Genomic DNA, 22,714 nt, shown 5'->3' with positions numbered 1-22,714 from the left:
CGTTCTCGCGGGATCTCTCCCGCTGTTTGCTCACGTAGCTCGTGAAGTTCTTCCAGAGTGATTCCGTCCAACCGACCCATTACTATAGAATACGACTATATTGGGAAATACTTTCGCACGACCGTATGAGTCCCACCCCACACAGCACCGCGCCGCACCTCACACCTCCCCGCCCTCGTCGGTCGCCCTCGCTTCGCTCGGCGACCGACTCTCTCGCACGCGCTGGCTCGCGGCCGCCGGTGGCGGCCGCTCGCAGGCGCGCGCCGCAGCAGTTTCATATATAACTGGCGCGTCCGCTCAGCGGCCTAGTCGCTCACTCGGACTCGCTCCCAGGCGAGGTGGACCGCGATCCCGACGAGGAAGGCGACGCCGAGGTTCGTCGCCACCGCGAGGAGGCCGATACCGACGGAGAGCGCACGGTTCCCCGAGTCGGTGACGTTGCGCGCGAGGGAGACGGCGACGATCGCGAGGAGCGCGCCGAGCATCGCGAGCGGGAACGCCGCGATCAGCGCGGGCGTGGCGAAGAGCGCGGCGACGAGGTAGCCGCCCCCGAGAACGAGGTTCGCGCCGCCGGTGCGCGCGCCGAACGCGTGCTTGCCGGCGACCCCGTCGCAGCCGTGACACATCGGAACCCCGCCGAGCGGCACCGCGATCAGGTTCGTCACCCCCATGCTCGTCGACAGCTCGTCGGGGGTGACGTCGGCGTCGAGCAGGTCGGAGAAGAGGAGCGCGGTCGCCAGCGCGGCGTTGCCGATCGTCATCGCCAGCTGCGCGACCACGCCGTCAACGGTGGCGCGCGTGAGCGCCGCGCCGAACGCCGGCGTCGGCGGTGCGCCCGGCAGCCGCGGCGAGGGGACGCCGGCGACGACGAGCGCGGCCGCGACGCCGACGAGGGCGACGGCCAGCGCACTCGCTTTCCCGTGCCCCGTGAGCGCGAACACGGCGGCGATCGCGACGCCGACGAGCGCCACGAGCGGGTCGTCGGCCGCGAGTCGGAGCCCCGTCTCCAAGAGGACGAGGCCGACCGCGAACTGGACGCCGCGGATGACCGGCTCGCCGATCCACCGCTCGACGTACCCGAGCGTCTCCGAGAGGCCGATCGCGAGGAGGACGGCGCCGAGGATAACCCCCGCGAGCGCGAGTTCGGCGTAGGTGAGCGCGCCCGCGATCGCGAGCGCGGCCAGCGCCTTCATCGGCTCGACCGAGATCGGTAGCCCGTACCGGACGCCCCAGACGATCTGGAACGCGCCGAACGCGGCGAGCGCGTGCGGCAGCGAGACGTCCGTCAGCAGCGCCAGCGCGACGACGAGCGGGATCACCGTAATCGAATCCCCTATCGCGCCGGTGACCTCCCCGGACCCGAAATCGACGGGGTGGTCCGACTTCGAGAGGGATCCTATCACGTGACGCGCCACTTCCGGGCGAACGCGCTTGAACGTGTTCAGAAATCGGTCGGGAGTACGCAGGCGACCCGAAGGAACTGGTTCCGGTTACTCGCCGTCGAAGGCGGGGTCGTCCGCGTCGATCATCGGGCAGTTGCGGACCCGGAACTGAGAGAAGTCGACCGACTCGACGATCTCGGTCCCCTCGTGCGCACACGCCGTCTCGGGCGGCGCCGTGAAGTGCGGGCACCGCTGGCAGTAGCTCCGCTTGTCGACGACGTGCTCGTCGCCGGCCCTCCCGGCGTCCGATGTCGGGCCCGGCGAGCGCGTCGCCGCGCCGCCCACCTCTCCGTCGGCGCCGAGGTCGTCGAACGCCGTCGCGTCGGTCCCGACCGACGCCTCCTCGTCGAGCGCCTGCCAGACGTCCTCCTCGCCGACTTCGCCGGTCCCCATCGACTCGAACGGGTCCTCGTCGGCCGCCGTGCCGTCGGTGTCCAGATCGGCGAACGGGTCGTCCGCCGGCGCGCGCGGCTCCGGGTCCTCGCGTGGCGCGCCGCCGGTCGCGTCGCCGTCCGACCCGGTCACGGGGCCCGCACTTCTCTCGGTCCCGCCGCCGAGCGCCGCGAAGGGATCGTCGGTCTCGTCTCCGTCAGGCGCGCCGAAGGCCTCGTCGGCCTCGTCTCTGTCGGGCGCGTCGAACGCTTCGTCGACCTCGTCGGTCGGCTCGTCGTCGAAGAGTCCGCCGCCGAAGGGGTCGCCTTCCGGTGCGGCGTCGCCGTCCGATCGGTCGTCGGCGCCGTCAGACCGGTCGCCGTCCGATCGGTCGTCGTCGCTCATCGGTACTCTCCGTCGGGTCCGCCGTCGCTCGCGGCGGTTCCCGTTCGGTCCGTCCCGTCGCCGTCCGCGACGTCGCCGTCGATGGCGGGCTTGTCCGCGACGAGGAGCTTCGAGGTCCCGAGGAAGCCGGCGTTCGGCTCTAAGTCCTCGAACCGGCGGCCGCAGTGGGGGCACTCGGGCGCCGACAACAGTCCCAGTTCCACGCCGCCGCCGCAGTGGCCGCAGTCCGCGGTCCGCACGCCGTGGCGGTTCGCCGTCCGCGTCAGGGCGTCCACGCGCTCTCGGTCGGCGCGGTCGCGCTCGGCCGCGTCGAGCCGGCGCTTGAGCTTCACGACCGCGTTCGCGACCCGCGAGAGCTTCTCGTCGATCTCGGTCAGGTCGTCCGCGGAGATCCCCGCGAGGTCCGCCTCGACGCCGTCGAGGCGGTCGTCGACGCTGTCGACCCGCTCTTCGACCGCATCGAAGCGGTCTTCCGCCCCACCGAGCCGCTCGTCGAAGGCGTCGAGGCGGTCGCCGACGGCATTCAGGTCATCGAGCCGGGCGTCGACGGCGTCCAGTCGGTCGTCGACGGCGTCCAGCCGGTCGTCGAGGTCGTCGACCCGATCCGAGGACGGCGCGTCGGCGGCGGCCGCGTCGAGGCGGTCGAGCCGGGCGGCGACCTCCTCCAGTTCGTCGGCGAGGTCGTCGACCCGCGATTCGGCCTCGTCCGCGTCGGCGAGCCCGGGGGCCGACGATTGCGCGTCCTCGGCGGCTTCGCCCGAGTCGAGCGCCTCCACCTCGCGGTAGAGGTCGACGAACCGCTCCCGGAGGTCCGCAACCTTCTCGTCGAGCTCCTCGTCGAGGTCGTCGAGGCGCGCTTCGATCGCCGCCACCTCGTCGGAGTCGGGGACGTCGATCCCCTCGGACTCCGCGAGCGCGACGAGCGCGCGCTTGAGGAGCTCCTCGCGGCTCACGCCGGCGTCCTCGGCGGCGGCGTCGAGGGCGGCCGTCGCCGGGTCGAGGTCGCTCATCGCGGGTCCTCCGTCATCTACGTGACATTGAGCGGCGAGGCTTAAGTAACCTGTCGCGGCGTTCTCCAGATCGATACTCGGCGGGCGCCACTCGATCGGGAGACGGGCGGAGGGTCGGGTCGAACTGCGCCCGCTACCGGATCTTACGAACGTCGCTGATGTCGAACCCGCCCTCGTGGATCTCCGTCTCGAAGCGGACGATGTTCTCGGCCTCCAGCCGCGAGAGGACGCCGCGGAACTCGCGGACGAACATGGTTCGGGCGCGCTGCGAGCCGCCGCTCTCCCACGAGAACTGGAGTGTCCCGCCCGCGGCGTCCATCAGGGTGCCGAACTCGCGGTCGCGGAGCGCGTCGGTGTTCACCAACACGAGGACCAGGGCGTCCCACTCGTAGGCGGCCTTCTTCAGCCCCTTCATCACCATCGCCACGTCGCTCCAGTCGGTGTCGTCGGAGACCATCGAGACGAGGTCGGTGACGGAGTCGATACAGACGAGGCTCCCCCGGCCGTGTTCCGAGAGGTAGTCGCCGAACGCGGTGAGGACGTCCTCGTACTCGCCGCGGTCGCCGAGCTCCGTGATCGACGCCGTCTCCGTCTCGTACCAGTCGCGCGGCACCGGCGACAGCTGGAAGTACTCCGGCGAGAGGTCGCGGAAGGCGATCTCGTCGACGGCCGTGTCGACGATCTCGTCGGCCATCGTGTACGCCATCTCCCGGGTGATCGCGTCGGTGTCGGCGGTGAAGGAGATGTAGTGGACCGAGTCGGGGAGCGCGGCGTCGGCGTCGATGTCGCCGTAGTACAGGTCGAACAGCTCCTCGTCGGTGCGCGCCAAGGCGTTCATCGCGGCGCTCGTGTACGCGAACTCCCGGGCGCCGGCGCCCGCCTCGCCCGCGAGCAGCACGACGCTCCCGGCGGGTGCGCCGCCCCCGAGAATCGAGTCGAGGCGCGCGATCCCGAACGGAACACTGGACATGGCTTACGCCCCGTCGCCGCGGGGCTTAGTGTTACCCCTCCCAGCCCGTTCCACTCACTCGCCCGCGCTCTCGTCGACTCGCGCCCCCTCGTCGGTCGCCCGGACGACCGACACCTCGCCGCCGACGCCGGCCGCGTCGAGAGCGCACCGCCCGGCGTCGCGCGCCGCGTCCGCGCGGGCCGCGTCGGTGACGCCGTAGACGGTCGGCCCCCACGAGGACTGCCCGGCGCCGAACACCGACGCGGCCCCTGACAGGGAGTCGACGACCTCCCCCACGGGCGGCCGGTACACCCCGCCCTGCTCGTCGGCGTACCACGCCCCGTTGAGCCGGCCGATCTCGGCGACAGCGGCGCCGAACGCCTCCGCGTTCCCCGACGCGACCGCGGGGAGGGCGCGCCGGGTGACGATGCCGGCGATGCGGTCGGCGAGCCCCGGCTCCGCGCGCTCGACCGCGGTCCGCATCGCGTCGTCCTCCGCCGCGCCGTTCCGACCGGCGGCCGCCTCGGGCGCGACGAGCAGGAAGCGCCAGTCGTCCGGGACGGCGTGGCGCGCGGCCACCGGCGGCACGGTCCACTCGCCGTTCGCGGGGCGGTCGGTGGTGAAGCGCGCGGTGGGGTGGCCGGCGTCGAGGACGAACCCCCCGTCCTCGAACGTCGCGACGCCGACGCCGGAGCGCCCGCCGCGGCCGAGCGCCGGGGCGCGCTCGCGCACTCTGGCGGGCAGGTCGTACGCGGCCGCGACCGCCGCGAGCGTCGCCGCCGCCAGTTGCGTCCCGCTGCCGAGTCCGGCGTGACGGGGGAGCGACTCGCGGACCGTAACGCGGGCGCCGTCGACCCCGAGCAGATCGACCGCCGCGGTCGCGTAGCCGCGGACGTCGTCGCGCACGCTCGGCGACGAATCGCTCGACTCCGACGGCGTCCCCGCCGCTTGCTCGACCGCCACGCGCACCGCCGGGGCCGGTTCCGCGTCGACGACGACGCGGGGGCTGTCGAGCCCGACGCCGAGCGCGCCGTACAGGCGCTCGTGCGAGAGGCTGAGGTTACAGAAGCCGAAGTGGAGCCGCGCCCCGGCGCTCGCGCGTGCCATCTCGCCTTCGGCTTGGGGCGCGACAAATAAAGGGCCCGTGACGGTGGCGGGAGTTGCCTCGGTGTCCGCCTGAGCCGCGCCGCGCGAACGGGGACCGAGCCGTCTCGGTCGCCGAGGCGGCCGAACTGGTGCGCTTTTGAACGCGGGGGACCTCGGTCCGGGTATGACCGAAACGCTCAGGCTCGCGACCCGCGGGTCGGACCTGGCCCTCCGGCAGGCCGAGACCGTCCGCGAAGCGCTGTCGAGCCGGCGCCGCGACGTCGAACTCCGGCAAGTGGAGACGCGCGGCGACCAGATCCCCGACGAACTGATCCACCGCCTCGGGAAGACGGGCGCGTTCGTGCGCGCCCTGGACGAGGAGGTGCTCGCCGGCGACGCCGACCTCGCGGTCCACTCGCTGAAGGACCTCCCCACCGAGGAGATGGCGGAGCTCGTCGTCGCCGGCGTCCCCGAGCGGGCGCCCTCCGGCGACGTGGTCGTCCAGCCGGAGGGACTCGGGATCGAGGACCTCCCCGCGGGCGCCGTCGTCGGCACCGGCTCGCTCCGCCGCGGGGCGCAGATCCGGGCGGCCCACCCCGACCTCACCGTCGAGCCGATCCGGGGCAACGTCGACACGCGGCTGGAGAAGCTGCTCGCGCCCGGCCTCCAGGCCGAACACGAGCGGCGCCTGATCGCGTCGGGCGAGGAGAATGCCCTGACGGCGGAGGCCGACGAGGGCGGCGACGAGAACGCTGACGACACGGACGACGAGGATACCGACGGCGACGAGGTCGACGAGGAGTTCGACGAGACCGTCGAGGAGTGGTTCGACTCGCTGTCCGACCTCGAACGCGACGCGATGGAGCGGAAGGTCGAGACCGAGTACGACGCCGTCGTCCTCGCGGAGGCCGGCCTACGCCGCTCGAACCTCTTCTACGAGGTGGAGACGACACGGCTCCCGCGCGAGGAGTACGTCCCTGCGGCGGGGCAGGGGGCCATCGCCGTCACCGCGAGCGACCCCGACGTGATCAAGGCGGTCCGTAAGGCGGTCGACCACCCGCGGACCCGCGTCGCGGTCACCGTCGAGCGGACGATCCTCGGCGAGCTCAACGGGGGCTGCGTCGCGCCGATCGGCGTCTCCGCGATGGTTCAGGGCGAGCACGTCCACGTCAGAGCGCGGGTGCTGTCGACCGACGGCACCGAGGAGGTGGCCGACACCCGCGACCTCCCGATCCGGTCACACGCGACGGCCGCCGCCGAGTTTGCCGCCGACCTCGCGGACCGCGGGGCGGACGAGCTGATAGCCGAGGCCCGCGAGGAGGCCGACGCCGATGAGTGACGACGGCGCCGGCGCGGGCTCCGGAGCGAACGCGGACGAACCCCCGACGCGTCGGCGCGACGACGGCGTCGGCACCGTCTTCCTCGTCGGGTCCGGCCCGGGCGACCCGGACCTGCTCACGGTGAAAGCGAAGCGACTGATCGAGTCGGCCGACGTGGTCCTTCACGACAAGCTCCCGGGCCCGGAGATCCTCGGCGAGATCCCCGAGGCGAAGCGCGAGGACGTGGGGAAACGCGCCGGCGGCGAGTGGACGCCGCAGGAGTACACCAACCGGCGCATGGTCGAGCTGGCCCGCGAGGGGAACCGCGTCGTCCGACTGAAGGGCGGCGACCCGTTCGTCTTCGGCCGCGGCGGCGAGGAGGCCGAACACCTCGCCGAGGTCGGGATTCCCTTCGAGGTCGTCCCCGGCGTCACCTCGGCCATCGCGGGGCCCTCCGTGGCCGGGATCCCCGTGACCCACCGCGACCACGCCTCCTCCGTCTCCTTCGTCACGGGCCACGAGGACCCGACGAAAGACGAGTCCGCCGTCGACTGGGAGGCGCTGGCGGCGACCGCCGGCACCATCGTCGTGCTGATGGGCGTCGGGAAGCTGCCGGCGTACACGGCCGAGCTCCGCGACGCCGGCCTCGACGGCGACACGCCCGTCGCGCTCGTCGAGCGCGCGACGTGGCCCGACATGCGCGTCGCGACCGGCACGCTCGATACGATCGTCGACGCCCGCGACGAGGCGGGGATCGAGCCGCCCGCGATCACCGTGATCGGCGACGTTGCCGCGACCCGCGACCGCGTCGTGACCTTCCTCGAGAACGCCGGCCCCGCACCGGTCCGGCCGGCGACGGAGGGAGACGACGATGGGTCGGTCGGAGGTGACGAGACGTGAGCGAAGACGGGGGTGGTCGCCCGCGCGTGGCCGTCTTCCGGCCGGACGACGAGCGGATCGAGGCGGCCGTCGAGCTGCTCCGGTCGCTCGGCGCGGAGCCGGTCGCCGACCCGATGCTCGAAGTCGAGCCGACGGGCGCCGTCCCAGCCGACGCGCCGCTCGTCGTGTTCACGAGCAAGACCGGCGTCGAACTTGCCGCCGAGGCGGGCTGGGAGCCGGGGGACGCCGACCTCGCGGCCATCGGCCCGACGACCGCCGCGGCCGCCCGCGACGCGGGGTGGACGGTCGCCGTCGTCCCGGAAGAGTACACCTCCGCGGGCCTCGTCGCGGCGCTCGAACCGCGCGTCGCGGGCGAGCGCGTGACGGTCGCCCGCTCCGATCACGGCAGCGACGTCCTCCTCGACGGGCTCCGCGAGGCCGGCACCGAGGTGACCGAGACCGTCCTGTATCGGCTCGCGCGGCCGGCCGCCGCGGGCGACTCCGCGGAGCTGGCCGCCGCGGGCGACCTCGACGCGGCGGCGTTCACCTCCTCGCTCACGGTCGACCACTTCCTCGCGGCGGCCGCCGACCGCGGGGTCGAGGAGGCGGCGCGCGCCGGACTGGGGGACGCGGTCGTCGGCGCCATCGGCCCGCCGACGGCCGAGACCGCGGCCGACCGCGGCGTCGACGTCGACGTCGTTCCCGACGCGGCGTCGTTCGAGTCGCTCGCGGCCGCGGTCGTCGACGCGGCCGGCAAAGCGTCGACCGCCGCGTCCGGCGACGGTCCGCGCTGACCCCGCGGTCGCGTGACTGAAGCGGAACGACAGCGGCTCGGCCGCGTCGAGGCGGCCGTCGCGGCCGCCGAATATCCGGAGCGAAAACGCGAGGCGGCGTCGGGGTTTCTCGTCGCTTCGGCTCGCTCGCGGGTAACGACGCGGTCGCGTCCCGATTCGGCCGCGAAAATACCACTCGTGATATTCGGGAGCGCGGATTTATTATCGGGAACGTGGTATCGGGTGCCATGGAACCGAGCGAGCGCTGGCTGCTGCGGGTCGAGGACGATATCCTCGTCGTCGAGTTCCCACACGGGACTGGGCTGAGCCCCGCAGACGGCGAGGCGCTGCTCGACCGCTGGCGGAGCGCGACCGACCCCGACGATGTCGACGCGATCGTGATCGTCGTGCGGACGAGCAGGCCGTGTTCGGATGCCGGCCGGCGCGCGCTCCGCGAGTCGGCGCAGATAGCGGTCGCCCGCGGCGTCGACCGCTTCGCCGTCGTCGGGCAGCGCTCGAAGCGGCGGTACCTCAAGCGGACCATCGACGTCGAGGGCGTCGACACCGAGGCGTTCAACGACGACGACGCCGCGATGCAGTGGGCGAGGAGCCCGTCCGCGACCGCATCGTCGGTCGGGACCTCCTCGTAGTTAGCTTCCGGTCTCGGTCCCGTTCTCCGCGTCGTCCGTCTCGTTACCACCGGTGGCGTCGCCGTCACCGGAGTCGTCGGTCGTCTCCCCGTCGTCGCTCTCCTCGCCGCCGCCCTCCTCACCGTCTTCGTCCGCCTCTGACTCTTCGATGTCGCCGTCGCCGTCCTCGTCTTCGTCGATCTCGTTGACCTCGACGTCGCGGCCCGCGACCCCGCTGCCCGAGATCACGGGTTTGAGGATGTAGCCGTTGTTCTTGCCGCGCTTGACGACGTTGATATCGAAGACGAAGCTGACCGGCTCGTCGGCGGTGACCTCGAACCCGTTCGTGATCTGGAGCTTCTCGCTCGGGAGCTTCACGTCGACCTCGCCGCCGTCGACGGTCCCCTCGATAGCGGAGACCGCCAGTTCGATCTTCTCGTAGTCCCCGGCCGGGAGCTCGCCGTCGAAGACGGCGATCGCGTCCTCGTCGATCACCTGCGTGAGGTCGACCGTCGCGCCGTCGAGGTCGACGACCCTGAAGCCGCGGTCCTCGCCCTCGTCCGCGTCGTCTTCCTCGTCGTCGTCTCCTTCGGTGTCTTCCTCGTCGTCTCCGCTCTCGTCTCCTGCCACGTCGTCCCCCTCGTCCTCGTCGTCCGCCGTTCCGTTGGGGGACCCGTCGTCACCGTCGGTGTCGGTGACGTTCTCGCCGGCGTCGTCCTCGTTTTCATCTCCGTCTTCGTCGTCCTCGTCCTCGCCGTCACCAGCCTCGAACACGCGGGCTCGGTCGAGGGTCACGTCCAGCCGGTCGAAGTCGTCGATGTCGGCCGGGGCGTCGCTGATGAGGAGCCGGAAAGTGCCGGTTAGCGGTTCCGAGCCGTCCGAGCCGTCGGAGCCGTCCGAGCCGCCAGACGACGGGGGCGATTCGCCGCCGGTACAGCCGGCGAGGAGCGTCGCGCTCGCGCCGGCGCCGACGGCGACGAACTCGCGTCGGCCGAGGCCGCCGGTGGCCGCGTCGGCCGGTCGGTCGTCGTCTGTCGGCTGCGATCCGTCGTCGTCTGCCGTCCGCGATCGGTCCGTCATGGTGATTCGACGGACGGGCCGCGGACGGGTATAAACGAGAGATACTCCGGTCGGATTTACGCCGATAAAGCCGATTTTAGCGGGTATCGCGGTGGTTTACGGTGAGCGGCCCGCTCTCGCCGGCGGACCTACGGTTTGGCCGTGTCGATGCCGGCCTGCTCGACCACACGCTCCGCGTGTCGCGTCGCGCGCTGGCGGACCGTCGCCGCGTCGACCCCGACGTGCTCGCCGTTCGCGTACCGGACCTCGCCGTCGACCATGGTGAAGGTCACGTCGTCGCCGTGGGCCGCGTACACGAGGTGCGAGAGGGGGTCGTGGACCGGCGTCGCGCGCGTCAGGTCGGTCGTGATCCCGATTACGTCGGCGTGGTGCCCCTCGCGCAGCGCGCCGAGGCGGTCGAAGCCGGCGGCGCGGGCGCCGTGTTCGGTCGCCATCTCCAGCACGGTCGACGCGGGGAGCCTCGTGGGGTCGCGGGCGTTGACCTTGCCGAGGAGGCTCGCCTGTCGCATCTCGGTGAAGGGGTCGAGCGTGTTGTTACACGGCGGGCCGTCGTTGCCGAGCGCGACCGTCATCCCGCGGTCGAGGTAGTCCTGAACCGGGGCGATCCCCGAGGCGAGCTTCATGTTCGAGGAGGGGCAGTGGGTGACGACCGTGTCGGTCTCGGCGAGCACCTCGCGCTCGCGCTCGTCGGTGTGGACGCAGTGGGCGAGCGTCACGTCCGGCCCAGTCAGCCCGACCTCGTCGAGCCAGAGGATGTTCCGCTTTCCGGTGTCGGCCTCGACCGTCTCGATCTCGTCCTCGTTCTCGCTGGCGTGGGTGTGGATCGTCACGCCGTCGTACCGGTCGGCCAACTCGCGGCAGCCGCGCAGGCAGGCCTCCGTACAGGTGACGGCGAACCGCGGGGTGACCGCGTACCGGACGCGCCCGCCTGCGGCCCCGTGGTACTCCCGGATGAGCGCCTCGCTCTCCGCGAGCGCGGCGTCGGTCTCCTCCAAGAGGCCGTCCGGCGAGTCGCGGTCCATCAGGACCTTCCCGAGCCGCGCGCGGATCCCGGTCTCGATCGCGGCTTCGAACGCCTCGTTCGCGTGGTTCACCGAGAGGTGGTCGACGACGGTCGTCGTGCCCGACTCGAGACACTCCAAGTAGCCGAGTTCGGCGGCCGCGCGGGTGGCCTCGGCGTCCATCGCGGCCTCCATCGGCAACACCGCGTCGAACAGCCAGTCGAGGAGGGCGTCGTCGTCCGCGATCCCCCGCCCCAGCGACTGGACGGAGTGGACGTGGCCGCCGACGAGGCCGGGCGCGACGACGTCGAACGCGCGCCGCTCGTGGTCGGGATATCGGTCCCGCAGGATGCTCTCGTCGCCGACCGCGGCGATCGTGTTCCCCTCGACGACGACGGCGCCCTCGGGGATGACGGTCTCGGAGTCGGCCACGACGGTTCCGGCGATCAGCATGTCCGTCCGTTCCTGACGGTCGACCGGGAAGAGGCTGTCCGTTCGCGACCCCCGGCCCGATCAGTTCGAAACCGACGAGCGTGCGATCGCCGAGGCGGCGAGTCCGGCGGCGGGAGCGACGAGACGTTCGGCGCAGTCGAGCGGTCGCCGCGTGTCGCTATCAACGTCGGAACGGTCGCAGGCGGGGTTCGCGGTCTGACGGTCGCTCGTCGCTACGCCCGCCACACGGGCTCAGTTATCACAGATCGTCGCGCGGCCCGAGACCGCGTATTTAAACGCCGCGGCCCTGGAGCTGCTCTTCTTCGGCCATGTCTTCGTTGGACTGACCCTTCATCCCCTTGCCGCTGCCGCTCGCGATCCGGGCGAGCTCCTCGGGGTCGTCCCAGTTGTTGACGGCCTCGACGATCGAGGTGCCCATCGCCTCGGGGTCCTCCGCGCCGAAGACGCCGGAGCCGACGAAGATGCCGTCGCAGCCGTGGTACATCATCAGCGCGGCGTCGGCCGGCGTCGCGATGCCGCCGGCGGCGAAGTTGACGACGGGGAGGCGCTCGGCCTCGGCGGTCTCGTGGACCAGGTCGCGGGGCGCGCCGTGCTCGCGGGCCCACTTCTCGCGCTCCTCGTGGTTGAGCCCGGTGAGCGTCCGGATCTGGTTTTTGATCGTGCGCTGGTGTTTGACGGCCTGGTTCACGTCGCCCGTGCCGGCCTCGCCCTTCGTCCGGATCATCGCCGCGCCCTCGTTGATGCGGCGGAGCGCCTCCGGCAGGTTCCGGGCCCCGCAGACGAACGGGGAGGTGAAGTCGCGCTTGTCCGTGTGGTACTCGTCGTCGGCGGGCGTGAGCACCTCGGACTCGTCGATCATGTCGATCCCGAGCGCCTCCAGGATCTCCGCCTCCTTGCGGTGGCCGATCCGGGACTTCCCCATCACCGGGATCGAGACCTCGTCGATGATCTCCGGGACGCGCTCGGGGTCGGGCATCCGGGCGACGCCGCCGCGCTTCCGGATGTCGGCCGGGACGTGTTCGAGGACCATCACGGCGACCGCGCCGGCGTCCTCCGCGATGCGGGCCTGCTCGCGGTTGACGACGTCCATGATCACGCCGCCCTTCTGCATCTGCGCGAAGCCGCGCTTGACCAGCTCGGTCCCCCGCTTCAGCTCCTCCAGATCCGTGGCCTCTGGCATGAATATAGCTTGGGTCGCCGGCCACTTAACGGGTCGCTTTCGGGCGGATGGACGGGCGAGCGCGCCGTTCAGTCGCGATCGGAAGCGCGGTCCGTCGCGGCCGCGCTCCGCGCTCGCGCGTCGCCACCGCAACCGCGAAGTCTCCCCGCCGTCTACGCCGCGAGCGTGACGACCGGAGCCATCCTCGCCGGCGGCCGCTCGACGCGCTTCGGCGACGCGGACAAGGCGGTGGCGCCGATCGCCGGGACCCCCATGATCCGTCGGGTCGCGGACCGGCTCGCGGGGACCGACGACCCGGTCCCGCCCGGCGCCGACCGCGCGAGCGGCGGCGACCCCGTCGTCGACGAACTCGTCGTCAACTGCCGCCCGGGCCAGCGCGAGGCGATCGCCGACGCGCTGGCCGCGGTCCCGCTGTCCGTCCGCTGGGCGCTCGACGAGGCGCCGGACCGCGGCCCGCTGGCGGGGATCCGGAACGCCTGCCGGGCGGCAACCGACCCCTACGCCGTCGTCGTCGCCTGCGACATGCCGTTCGTCGACCCGGGCTTCCTCGCCCACCTCCGCGAGGCGGCCGCGGGCGCGGAGGCCGCGGTCCCACGGCTCGACGGGCGGTGGTACCAGACGACGCAGGCGGTCTACGCGACGGAGCCGGCCGCGGTCGCCTGCGACCGCGCGCTCGGTCGCGGCGACCGGAAGGTGCTGGCGCTGGTGGACCGGCTGGACGAGGTCGTCGTCGACGACGCGGCGATCCGCTCGCTGACGACCGACCGCACGTTCACCAACGTCAACACGCGGTCCGACCGCGACGACGCGGAGCGGGCGGTCGCCGCCGCGCTCGACGCGGCGTGAGGCGATCGGCCGGCGGTCACTCCTTCAGCACTTCGTATGCCTCGTTGAGCTGCTTGAAGTCCTCCTCGTCGCCGTCCTCGCCGTCCGGGTGGAGCCGCTTCGCGCGCTCTCGGTACCGCCGGCGAACCGTCTCGCCGTCGGCCGTGCGGTCGAGGCCGAGGGTCTCGTACGCCTCCCGTTCGCTCATCCGGTCGGCCGCGGGCGCGCGGTCACTGGGGTCCCCACCCCCGGCTCCGCCGGGACCGCGAGCGCCGGCCCGTCGGCCGCGCGCGCTCCGACCGCCGTCGGTCCCGGCGGCGCGGTACGCGCGCTCTCGGTTGGCCTCGGCGCGGGCGCGCTGTCTCGCGCGCTCGCGCTCAGTCGGTCCCGCCCGCTCGGCGGACCGCCGGGCCTGGTCGTCGAGGCGTCCGCTGGCGTGGTACCAGAGGAAGTACGAGACGGCGCCGAACGGCAGCGCGAGCGCTAACGCGATCGGGTGGAGGACGATCCCCGCGATCACGAGCAGCGCCGTCATGCCGACGAACGCCCCGGCGAGCACCACGACGATCGTTCGGTTCGTCACGGCCGTACTGGGGGACGGAGGACCGTAAGAGTCCCGACGGCGGCCGTCCGGCGAAGCGGGGGTCACGTCGGGGCCGGCGTTCGCGTCGCCCGCCGCCTCCGCTCGCTCCCTCGCGGCCCCACTCGCTTGCCGCTCCTCGCCTCCGCACCGTTTATCACCGCGGCCGCCCGGGTACGGCGTATGGAACCGGCGGACAGGGAGACGGTGACGGGGCTACCGCCCGGGATCGCCGCCGCCCGCGAGGATCTCACGCCGATGCTCTCGCAGTACGCCGACCTCTGTGCGGCCCACGGGGACGCCCTCGTCCTGTTTCAGGTCGGCGACTTCTACGAGGCGTTCTGCGAGGCGGCCGAGACCGTGGCCCGCGTCTGCGAGGTGACGCTGACCGAGCGGTCCGACTCGACCGGCGACTACCCGATGGCCGGGATCCCGATCGACAACGCGGCCCCCTACCTCGAGTCGCTACTCGACGCGGGCTACCGCGTCGCGCTCGGCGACCAGGTCGAGGACGCTGCGCAGGCGTCGGGGCTCGTCGACCGCGCCGTCACCGAGGTGATCACGCCCGGGACCGTCGTCGAGGACGACCTCCTCGAGTCGGGGACGACGAACTACGTCGCGGCGGTGGCGGCCGAAGACGACGACTCCGCCGAGACGACCGTCGGGCTCGCCGCGGTCGACGTCTCGACCGGCGAGTGCCTCGTCACGTCCGGCGGTCCGGACGCGGTCGCGGGCGAACTCGACCGGATCGCCCCGGCCGAACTCATCGCGGGGCCGGACGCGCCGGCCTTCGAGCCGAGCGACGCGGAGCGCGGGTGGACGACGCACGACTACGACGCCGGCGCCTTCGACCGCCGGACTGCGACCGAGCGGCTGGAGCCGTACCTCCCCGCGCCCGAGCGGCGCTTCGACGCGGACGCGGAGCTACGGGCGGCCGGCGCGGTGCTCGCGTACGCCGAGTACACGCAGGGCGACGACGGCCCGCTCTCGTACGTGACCCGGGTCCGGCGGTACGACCCCCGCGACCGGCTCCGGCTCGACGCGGCGGCCCAGCGCAGCCTGGAGCTGTTCGAGAACCGCGGGCTGGGCGCGAGCGACACGCTGTTCGACGCCCTCGACGAGACGAGCTGCGCGCTCGGGCGCCGGTGTCTCGAGCGCTGGCTCCGCCGCCCGCTCGTCGACGCCGACGCGATCCGGAGCCGCCACGACGCGGTCGGGGAGCTCGCGGACCGGAGCCTCGCCCGCGAGGGGATCGCCGACGCGCTCGCGACAGCATACGACCTCGAGCGGCTGGTGAGCCGCGTCTCCCGGGGTCGGGCCGACGCCCGCGACCTGCGGTCGCTCCACCGGACGCTCGCGGTCGTCCCCGGGCTGAAGGCGACGCTCGCGGGCGCCGAGGGCGAACAGGCCGCCGCGGAGGACGGCGCCGACCTCCCCCGCACCGACCACCTCCGCGACCTCCGCGACCGACTCGACGAGCTGACCGAGGTCCGCGAGCTGATCGACGACGCGATCGCGACCGACCCGCCGCAGGAGATCACCGAGGGCGGGGTGATCCGCGAGGGGTTCGACGGCGACCTCGACGACCTGCGCGCCACCGAGCGCGAGGGCCGCGAGTGGGTCGCGGATCTGGAGGCGAGCGAGCGCGAACGCACCGGGATCGACTCGCTGTCCGTCGGCCACAACCAGGTCCACGGCTACTACATCGAGGTGACGGACGCGAACCTCGACCGCGTCCCCGACGACTACCGGCGTCGGCAGACGCTGAAGAACAGCGAGCGCTACGTCACGCCGGAGCTGAAGGAGCGCGAAGAGGAGATCGTCGGGGCCGCCGAGCGCGCGGACGCGCTGGAGTACGAGCTGTTCGTCGACGTCCGCGAGCGCGTCGCGGCCGAGACCGAGCGGATCCAGGCCCTCGCCGACGCGCTCGCCGAACTCGACGCGCTGGCGTCGCTCGCCGCGGTCGCGGTCGAACACGACTACGTCCGGCCCGAACTGCGGGAGGGCGTCGACGAGTCCCCCGACGCGGACGGGGCGGCCACCGCGGGCGTCGAGATCGAGGGCGGCAGACACCCGGTCGTCGAGCGGGCCGAGGACGCGTTCGTCCCGAACGACGCGGACCTCCCGCGCGGCTCCGTCGCCGTGATCACCGGGCCGAACATGAGCGGGAAATCGACGTACATGCGGTCGGTCGCGCTCGCCGTCGTGCTCGCGCAGACGGGGTCGTTCGTTCCAGCGCAGGCCGCCACGCTCCCCGTCTTCGACCGGGTGTTCACCCGCGTCGGGGCCTCCGACGACATCGCGGGCGGCCAGTCGACGTTCATGCGAGAGATGAGCGAGCTGACGGAGATCCTCCACGACGCCGGCCCCGACTCGCTCGTCCTCCTCGACGAGGTCGGCCGGGGCACGGCCACGACCGACGGGCGCGCCATCGCCCGCGCGGCCGCCGAGTTCCTCCACGACGAGCTGGGCGCGACCGCGCTCTTCGCGACGCACTACCACGGGCTCACCGACCTCGCCGACGAGCGAGAGCGCGTCTTCAACCTCCACTTCACCGCCACCCGGGAAGACGGCGACGTTACCTTCCTCCACCGGGTCGTGCCGGGCGCCTCGTCGTCGTCGTACGGCGTCGAGGTGGCGGAGCTCGCCGGGGTCCCGGGGGCGGTCGTCGACCGCGCCCGCGACCTCGTCGCCGCGGAGGAGGCGGACCGGTGGCGGGCGCCGAGCGGAGCCGGACGCGAGGACGCGGTCGACCCGGCGGACCGGTCGGGCGAGGGCGAGGCAGAGGGCGACCGGGACGGCGACGCGTCGCTGCGCGAGTTCCTCGCGGAGGAGGCGTCGGAGGACGGCAGCCGATCCGGGTCCGAGGCGGACACCCCGCCCGAAAGCGAGCGGGCGGAGCCGACGGGCGGCGACGACGACAGGCCTGCCGCCGGCGCGCCCCCCGGCCTCGCCGCGGAGCTTCGCGACCTCGATCTGGCGCGGATGACGCCGATCGAGGCGCTGAACGCTCTCCACGACCTCCAGTCGCGAGTCGACGATGACGGGTGAGCGAGACGGCGAGCGCGGCCGGTCGGGTACCGGTGATCGGTCCAAGAGCGAGAGTCGCGTCCGTCGGCTTGACCCGGCGACCGTCGACCGGATCGCGGCCGGCGAGGTCGTCACTCGACCCGCCCGCGTCGTCGGCGAACTCGTCGACAACGCGCTCGACGCGGGCGCCTCGCGGATCGACGTCGCGGTCGACGGCGACGGCACCGACCGGATCCGCGTCGCGGACGACGGTCGGGGCATGGCCCGCGCGGACGCGGCCCGGGCCGTCGAGCGCCACGCGACGAGCAAGCTGGCGCCCGACGGCGACCCGGTGGGCGTCCCGTCACTGGGGTTCCGCGGCGAGGCGCTCGCGGCGATCGCCGAGGCCGCCCGGCTGGAGGTCGTCACGAGTTCCGGCGACGAGGTCGGCACCCGCGTCGTCGTCGACGGGACCGCCGACCGGGGGAACCGGTCGAGCGCGTCCGACTCGACCGACGGTGTCAGCGTCGAACCCGCGGGCCGCGCCCGCGGGACGACGGTCCTCGTCGAGGACCTGTTCGCGACCCGGCCGGCGCGTCGGGAGTCACTCGCGGGGGCGAACGCGGAGTTCGCGCGGATCTCCTCGCTCGTCGCCGACTACGCGCTGGCGAACCCGTCGGTGGCGTTCACGCTCGACCACGACGGGTCGACGACGCTGTCGACGCCGGGGACCGACCGCACGGACGCGCTGCTCGGCGTGTACGACCGCGACACCGCGAGCCGGTCGACGACGGTGGCCGCGAGCGTCGACGCGCCGCCCGGCGGTGAGGGTGACGCGGACGCCGTCGGCGTCGAGGTCTCGGCCACGCTGGCGTACCCGTCGATCACCCGGTCCTCCCGCGATCACGTCCGCGTCTCGGTGAACGGCCGCCCGGTCCGGAACGACCGGCTCGCGGCCGCGGTCCGCGACGGCTACGGGCGGCTCCTCCCCGACGGCCGCGAGCCGGTGGCCGCGGTCGACGTGTCGCTGCCGCCCGCTCGGGTCGACCCGAACGTCCACCCGGCGAAGCGGGAGGTGGGGCTCCGCGACGCCGACGCGGTCGCCGACGCGGTCGCGTCGGTCGTCGAGGACGCGCTCACCGGCGCGGACCTCCGGCGGGCCGCGGACGTCGCCACCGACCTCGACGGCGCCCTCGATCCGGTCGGCGCGGACGACGGCTCGCGGCCCGGCGCGTTCGCCGACGCCGTGCCGATAGGCACCTTCCGCGACCTGTACGTCCTCGTCGAGGCCGGCGACGAGCTCCTCGTGATCGACGGCCACGCGGCCCACGAGCGGGTGAACTACGAGCGGCTGGCCCGCGCGTTCGACGGCGAGCCGGTGCCGACGGCCCCGCTCGACCCGCCCGCGACCGTCTCGCTGTCGACCGACGAGGCGGCGGCCGCGAGGGCGCACGCGGACGACCTCGCCGCGCTCGGCTTCGAGACCGAGGCGTTCGGCGGCGGCACGCGTCGCCTCCGGACTGTCCCGGCGCCGTTCGGCCGGACCGCCGACGCCGACGCCTTCCGCGACGCGCTCGCCGCGCTCGTCGGGGCGGACCCGAGGACGGCGCGAGACGCGCGCGACGACCTGCTCGCGGACCTGGCGTGTCACCCGTCGCTGAAGCGCGGCGAGTTCTCGGACCTCGCTCGCGACGACCTCCGGGGGCTGCTCGACCGTCTCGGCGAGTGCGACCGCCCGTACGCCTGTCCGCACGGCCGGCCGACCGTCCTCTCGGTCGACGAGGAGACGGTCGCGGCCGGGTTCGGTCGGGACCGCTGAGCCGCGAGGCCGGTCGCCCCGCGGCGAGGCGGTCGACAGTACCGACCGATATCTATTAACGCGATGGGACCGGGGATACTCGCATGGGAGAGCGGACCGAAGTGACGCGGGGGTCGCTGCCCGCGGAGCGGTCGGCCGGCCGGTTCTCGGAGCCGGACGGCTTCCGCGACCTCGTCGAGCGACTGCTCGCGTGGCTTCGGAAGCGACGCGCCTCGAGCTTGGAGAGCGTCTCGGCGGCGACGACGATGCGGAACGTCGTCGACGCGGACGCGCTCGCCGAGGAGACGCCGCCGAAGTGGAGCGTCCTCCACGACGTGGTCACCTACGGCGCGGACTCACTCACGGACGTGCTCGTCTTCCGTCACGGCCCCACGAGACAGGACCTCGTGGTGATGCCGGAGCGGAACACCGACCCCGAGGGCGAGGTCAGCTTCTACCACGCCGACCGCACGAAGGGGGCGCGCCACCTGCTCTCGATCGGCGCGGACTCGCTCACCGCGGCGCTCAGTTACGTGTTGGACAAGATCGAGCGGTTCGAGCGGCTGTTCACCGGCCGCGGGTCGGAGCTGCCGAGCGGCTACACCGGTCCGTCCGACCGGTAGGGGGGTCCGGCGGGTAGCAGAAGGGGCCAGACGGGTAGCGGGAGCGCCGCCGCGGCGGCGCGTCAGGCCGGTCGGTCTCGCGACCGCCCGTCGCCGTTTTCGTCGGTCTGTTCGACGCGTTCGACCGTGTCGTCAGCCGCCGCCTTCTCCGGCGGGTACGAGACGGTCCGCTGCGGGTAGGGGATCGAGATGCCGGCGTCCGCGAACCGCTCTTGGATCCGCTCGACGGCGAGCGCCTTCGAGCGCCACCGCGCCTGCGGGGTCGGCGGGTCGATCCAGAACCGGAGGTCAAGCAGGATCGCCGAGTCGCCGAATCCGGACGGGATCGCGTACGGCTGGGGGTTGTTCGCGATGACGCCGATGTTCTCTAAGACATCCTCGGCGATCTCGCTGGCCTCGTCCGGGTCGTCGTCGTAGCCGATCCCGACCTCCATGTGGATCCGGAGGCGCCCCTCCCGGCTCCGGTTGGTGATCGCCTGGTTGGCGACGAGGTCGTTTGGTACCACGACGTACTCCCCGTCGAAGTTGCGCATGTGGGTGTTCATGATCGTGATGTCGGTGACGAACCCCTCCTCGTCGCCGATCGCCACCCAGTCGCCGATCTCGAAGGGGCGGGCGAACATCAACACGAAGCCTGCGATGAGCGAGCCCAGCGTCTGCCGGGCCGCCATCCCGAGGACGATCCCGAGGAACCCAGCCCCGACGAGGAGGCCGCCGAGGTTCACGCCCCAGATGCCGAGGACGGTTATCAGCGCGAGCACGAGCAGGCCGACCTGTGCGAGCCGGGTGAGCAGCTGTTCCTGGTGGGCGGTGATCCGGTCGCTGTCCGCCGACAGCTCGCCGACGTACGTCTCCACCACGTCGCTGACGACGTACGCACCGCCGAGCAGCAGCGCCGAGGCGATCACCTGCCCGCCGACCCGGGCGGCGTTCTCCACGAGCGGCAGCACCGCGACCACGAGTGCGAACCGGCCCCACAGCGTCAGCACGGCGACGCCCGCGAGCGCGAACAGCGCGAGCTGTAGGAGTCCGACCGCGAGCCGCAGGAGGAACGACGCGGGGATCCCCTCCCGCAGCGTCTCCACCGCGCCCTCCGTCGACTCCGACAGCCGCTCGTCGAGGAGCCGCCCGACCCAGTCGGTGACGGTCTGCTCGCCGGCGCGGACCGCCCGCGGCAGCAGCAGCCAGCCGACGCCGAGCGTCGCGAGGGCGATGGCCGCGGTGACCGCCAGCCGCCCCTCCGTGCTCGATACGTCGCTCAACACCGCGCCGATCCGCGTTCCCAGTCCGCCTATCACGGTCTGACGTTCGCCGCCGCTCGGTTAACGGATCCGACGCGAGTCTCAGCGGAGAGAATCGGCACGACCGCTGCGGGGAAGGAGGCCGCGACTGCCCTGCTCCCGGTCACCGGCCGCGTCGGAGCTCTTCGATCAGCTGTTCGATGAGCGTCGACTGCCGGTCCAGGCGCTCGGACTGCGCCTCGACCGTGCGCCGCAGCGCGGCGACCTCGCTCGCGAGGTCCGCGTCCTCGACGCCGGCGCTCTCGAACGGCGAGCCGTCGAACGCGTCGTCGTCCGGGACGACGCCGTCGGTCTCGCCGTCCGCCGCGACCGCTTCCTCGCCGACCGCCGCGGGCTCGCCTCCGGCCCCTCGCTCGGCGCCTTCCCCTGGGGCTTCGGGCGCGTCGCCGGCGGGGGAGTCCGTCGACTCCGCCCCGGCCTCGTCTCCCGCTAGGGGGCCCGTCGACTCCGTCGCGCCCGCGTCTCCCGCGAGAGGGTCCTCGGCCGCGTCGTCGACGGCGGCGTCCGCGGCGAGCGGGTCGTCGAGCGGGTCGCTGCCGCCGCTCGGTTCCGGCGATCCGACCGACGCCGACTCCGCGCTCTCGGTCGTCGCTCCGGGCCCGTCGCCCCCGGCGAGCGACTCCGACCCCCCGGCGGAGTCGCGTCCGCCCGCGCCCTTCGGTTCCGTTCCGAGCCCGCCGGAGTCTGGCTCCGCCTCGGCGCCGGGCGCCGCGTCGGCGTCCGCCTCGGCGTCGGCGGCCGGGGAAGCCGACAGCGGGTCCGGTCCCTCGCCGAAGTCGGTCGTGCCGGTCTGTTCGGCGTCGGACGCCGCCTCCTCGGCCTCGGCGGCGGCGACGCGGAACTCCTCTAAGCTGTCAACGCCGTGGAACGAGCACACCGCGTCGGCGAGCGTCTCCCGGACCGCCCGGGCGGACTCGTTCGGGGCCTTGAACCGCTCCGAGCGGCCGTCGTGGACGAGGACGACCGCGGTGGCGACGGTCCCCTCCTCGAAGTCGAGCCCGGTGAGGTCGTCGTAGCCGAACTCCTCGAACTCGGGGTCCCAGACCGCCGAGCCGACGTGTTTGACCAGTCGCTCGCTGGTGACGATCAGGGTGAGCTCCGAGAAGCGGAAGGTGCGCACGACCGTCTCGCCGGGCCCGGTGACGCCGCTCGCGGAGAGGACGCCCGCGAGGATCGGGTGGAGGACATCGTCGACGCGCTTGGTCGGTACCGAGAGCGTCTCGTCGCCGTCGAGGCCGTACCCGAGGGTGATCTTCGCCTTGCGGCGTCCCGTCGAGACCTCGATTCGCTCGACGTCGTGGCCGTACTCGTCGACGGACTCGTCGGACAGGAGTCCGTCGCCGCGGTAGACGAGGGTCCGGGTGGGCGTGACCGCGAGTCGATCGTCGCCGCCCAGCGGTACCTCGGCGACGACGTCCTCGTCGCCGACGGTCCCCGCGAGCAGGTCGGGAAGGCTCATACGCCGGAGATACGCCGCGCCCGGCATAAATCCGCTGGCTCGGGGTCGATCGAGCCCAGTCACCGCGTTCACCGCGCTCCCGACGCGCCGCCCGCGCCGCCGGCCCGAGGCGGGAGCGATCGCCCCCGAAAGCGACAGCCCCCGAAGCGATCCTCCCGAAAGCGACAGCCCCCGAAGCGATCCTCCCGAAAGCGACAGCCCCCGAAGCGATCCTCCCGAAAGCGACAGCCCCCGAAGCGATCCTCCCGAAGGCGACCGGCCGCGGCGATCTGCGATCGGTTCACAACCCTCCGACGGATGGGAAGGTTAAAGGGTCTCATCGCGGTACGAGGAGGTGAGGCCGGGTGGCTTAGCTGGACATAGCGCCGCACTCATAGGGTTCGGAGATTCGGTGCGGTGACGCCTTGGAAGCGTCCGCGTCCTTCCCGTGGCTCCGCCGAGCCTCGGACCTGGGACATGCGGAGATCGTGGGTTCGGAGCCCACCCCGGCCATTTCTACGACCGACCGGTCGGCGAGCGCCGGCCCCGCCGATCCGTCCGC

General features: G+C 73.0%; 19 protein-coding genes and 1 tRNA gene. 9 read left to right on the top strand and 11 right to left on the bottom strand.

Annotation, left to right across the window (positions count from 1 at the left end):
- Window positions 1-305: 305 nt before the first annotated feature.
- The 5 genes from EXE41_RS02495 to EXE41_RS02475 form a co-directional block, all read right to left on the bottom strand.
- Window positions 306-1,403 carry a putative sulfate/molybdate transporter gene (locus EXE41_RS02495; RefSeq protein ID WP_394348103.1) on the bottom strand — a complete coding sequence of 366 codons (1,098 nt, stop codon included), beginning with the start codon at window positions 1,401-1,403 and terminating at the stop codon, window positions 306-308.
- Window positions 1,404-1,490: 87 nt separating this feature from the next.
- On the bottom strand, window positions 1,491-2,219 hold the full coding sequence (locus tag EXE41_RS02490) for a hypothetical protein (protein ID WP_137690206.1): 729 nt from the start codon (window positions 2,217-2,219) through the stop codon (window positions 1,491-1,493).
- Entirely contained in the window at window positions 2,216-3,229 is a 1,014-nt protein-coding gene (locus tag EXE41_RS02485) for a hypothetical protein (protein ID WP_137690205.1), read from the bottom strand. Before EXE41_RS02485 ends, EXE41_RS02490 begins: the two co-directional genes overlap by 4 nt.
- A 133-nt stretch (window positions 3,230-3,362) precedes the next feature.
- Window positions 3,363-4,199, bottom strand: coding sequence for an HTR-like protein (locus tag EXE41_RS02480; protein WP_086215630.1), 837 nt, complete (start codon window positions 4,197-4,199; stop codon window positions 3,363-3,365).
- Window positions 4,200-4,253: 54 nt separating this feature from the next.
- Complete coding sequence (locus EXE41_RS02475; RefSeq protein WP_137690204.1) at window positions 4,254-5,285, bottom strand: beta-ribofuranosylaminobenzene 5'-phosphate synthase family protein; 1,032 nt, start codon at window positions 5,283-5,285, stop codon at window positions 4,254-4,256.
- A gap of 163 nt (window positions 5,286-5,448) precedes the next feature.
- Between EXE41_RS02475 and hemC the strand changes: the two genes are divergently transcribed.
- The 4 genes from hemC to EXE41_RS02455 all read left to right on the top strand — a co-directional run bounded on the left by hemC (window position 5,449) and on the right by EXE41_RS02455 (window position 8,885).
- Entirely contained in the window at window positions 5,449-6,603 is a 1,155-nt protein-coding gene (hemC, locus tag EXE41_RS02470) for a hydroxymethylbilane synthase (RefSeq protein WP_137690203.1), read from the top strand.
- On the top strand, window positions 6,596-7,483 hold the full coding sequence (gene cobA, locus EXE41_RS02465; RefSeq protein ID WP_086219828.1) for a uroporphyrinogen-III C-methyltransferase: 888 nt from the start codon (window positions 6,596-6,598) through the stop codon (window positions 7,481-7,483). The genes hemC and cobA overlap by 8 nt, the downstream gene beginning before the upstream one ends.
- Window positions 7,480-8,256 (top strand): uroporphyrinogen-III synthase, encoded by a 777-nt coding sequence (locus EXE41_RS02460; RefSeq protein ID WP_137690202.1) that lies wholly within the window; start codon window positions 7,480-7,482, stop codon window positions 8,254-8,256. The genes cobA and EXE41_RS02460 overlap by 4 nt, the downstream gene beginning before the upstream one ends.
- A gap of 227 nt (window positions 8,257-8,483) precedes the next feature.
- Entirely contained in the window at window positions 8,484-8,885 is a 402-nt protein-coding gene (locus tag EXE41_RS02455) for a hypothetical protein (protein ID WP_086215634.1), read from the top strand.
- Here the strand turns inward: EXE41_RS02455 and EXE41_RS02450 are convergent, their stop codons facing one another.
- The 3 genes from EXE41_RS02450 to pdxS all read right to left on the bottom strand — a co-directional run bounded on the left by EXE41_RS02450 (window position 8,886) and on the right by pdxS (window position 12,578).
- On the bottom strand, window positions 8,886-9,944 hold the full coding sequence (locus EXE41_RS02450) for a DUF4382 domain-containing protein (protein ID WP_137690201.1): 1,059 nt from the start codon (window positions 9,942-9,944) through the stop codon (window positions 8,886-8,888).
- A gap of 128 nt (window positions 9,945-10,072) precedes the next feature.
- Complete coding sequence (locus EXE41_RS02445) at window positions 10,073-11,398, bottom strand: 5'-deoxyadenosine deaminase (RefSeq protein WP_137690200.1); 1,326 nt, start codon at window positions 11,396-11,398, stop codon at window positions 10,073-10,075.
- Between the two features lie 271 nt (window positions 11,399-11,669).
- Entirely contained in the window at window positions 11,670-12,578 is a 909-nt protein-coding gene (pdxS, locus tag EXE41_RS02440; RefSeq protein WP_049930642.1) for a pyridoxal 5'-phosphate synthase lyase subunit PdxS, read from the bottom strand.
- Window positions 12,579-12,743: 165 nt separating this feature from the next.
- Between pdxS and EXE41_RS02435 the strand changes: the two genes are divergently transcribed.
- Window positions 12,744-13,424, top strand: a complete 681-nt coding sequence (locus tag EXE41_RS02435; protein ID WP_086215637.1) for a molybdenum cofactor guanylyltransferase — start codon at window positions 12,744-12,746, stop codon at window positions 13,422-13,424.
- 16 nt (window positions 13,425-13,440) lie between these two features.
- Here the strand turns inward: EXE41_RS02435 and EXE41_RS02430 are convergent, their stop codons facing one another.
- The gene (locus EXE41_RS02430) at window positions 13,441-13,986 is read right to left on the bottom strand and encodes a DnaJ domain-containing protein (protein ID WP_049930639.1); all 546 of its coding nucleotides are present in this window, start codon (window positions 13,984-13,986) and stop codon (window positions 13,441-13,443) included.
- Window positions 13,987-14,166: 180 nt separating this feature from the next.
- Here EXE41_RS02430 and mutS point away from each other — a divergent pair, with 180 nt between their 5' ends.
- The 3 genes from mutS to EXE41_RS02415 all read left to right on the top strand — a co-directional run bounded on the left by mutS (window position 14,167) and on the right by EXE41_RS02415 (window position 19,413).
- Window positions 14,167-17,034, top strand: coding sequence for a DNA mismatch repair protein MutS (gene mutS, locus EXE41_RS02425; RefSeq protein ID WP_137690199.1), 2,868 nt, complete (start codon window positions 14,167-14,169; stop codon window positions 17,032-17,034).
- Entirely contained in the window at window positions 17,024-18,811 is a 1,788-nt protein-coding gene (gene mutL / locus EXE41_RS02420; protein WP_086216908.1) for a DNA mismatch repair endonuclease MutL, read from the top strand. Before mutS ends, mutL begins: the two co-directional genes overlap by 11 nt.
- An 83-nt stretch (window positions 18,812-18,894) precedes the next feature.
- Window positions 18,895-19,413, top strand: a complete 519-nt coding sequence (locus EXE41_RS02415; RefSeq protein WP_137690198.1) for a hypothetical protein — start codon at window positions 18,895-18,897, stop codon at window positions 19,411-19,413.
- 62 nt (window positions 19,414-19,475) lie between these two features.
- Here the strand turns inward: EXE41_RS02415 and EXE41_RS02410 are convergent, their stop codons facing one another.
- Together EXE41_RS02410 and EXE41_RS02405 are read right to left on the bottom strand one after the other, a co-directional pair.
- A complete protein-coding gene (locus EXE41_RS02410) occupies window positions 19,476-20,711 on the bottom strand; it encodes a mechanosensitive ion channel family protein (RefSeq protein ID WP_198943844.1) in 1,236 nt (411 codons plus the stop codon).
- 106 nt (window positions 20,712-20,817) lie between these two features.
- Window positions 20,818-22,173, bottom strand: a complete 1,356-nt coding sequence (locus tag EXE41_RS02405) for a hypothetical protein (RefSeq protein ID WP_137690197.1) — start codon at window positions 22,171-22,173, stop codon at window positions 20,818-20,820.
- A gap of 338 nt (window positions 22,174-22,511) precedes the next feature.
- Here EXE41_RS02405 and EXE41_RS02400 point away from each other — a divergent pair.
- Window positions 22,512-22,665, top strand: a tRNA-Met gene (locus EXE41_RS02400).
- Window positions 22,666-22,714: the final 49 nt, after the last annotated feature.

Origin of the sequence: Halorubrum sp. SD690R (assembly GCF_005435035.1) — an archaeon.
Lineage (GTDB): Archaea > Halobacteriota > Halobacteria > Halobacteriales > Haloferacaceae > Halorubrum > Halorubrum ezzemoulense.
The sequence above is the reverse complement of the archived record's forward strand: the minus strand, read 5'-3'. Positions and strand labels throughout refer to the sequence as shown.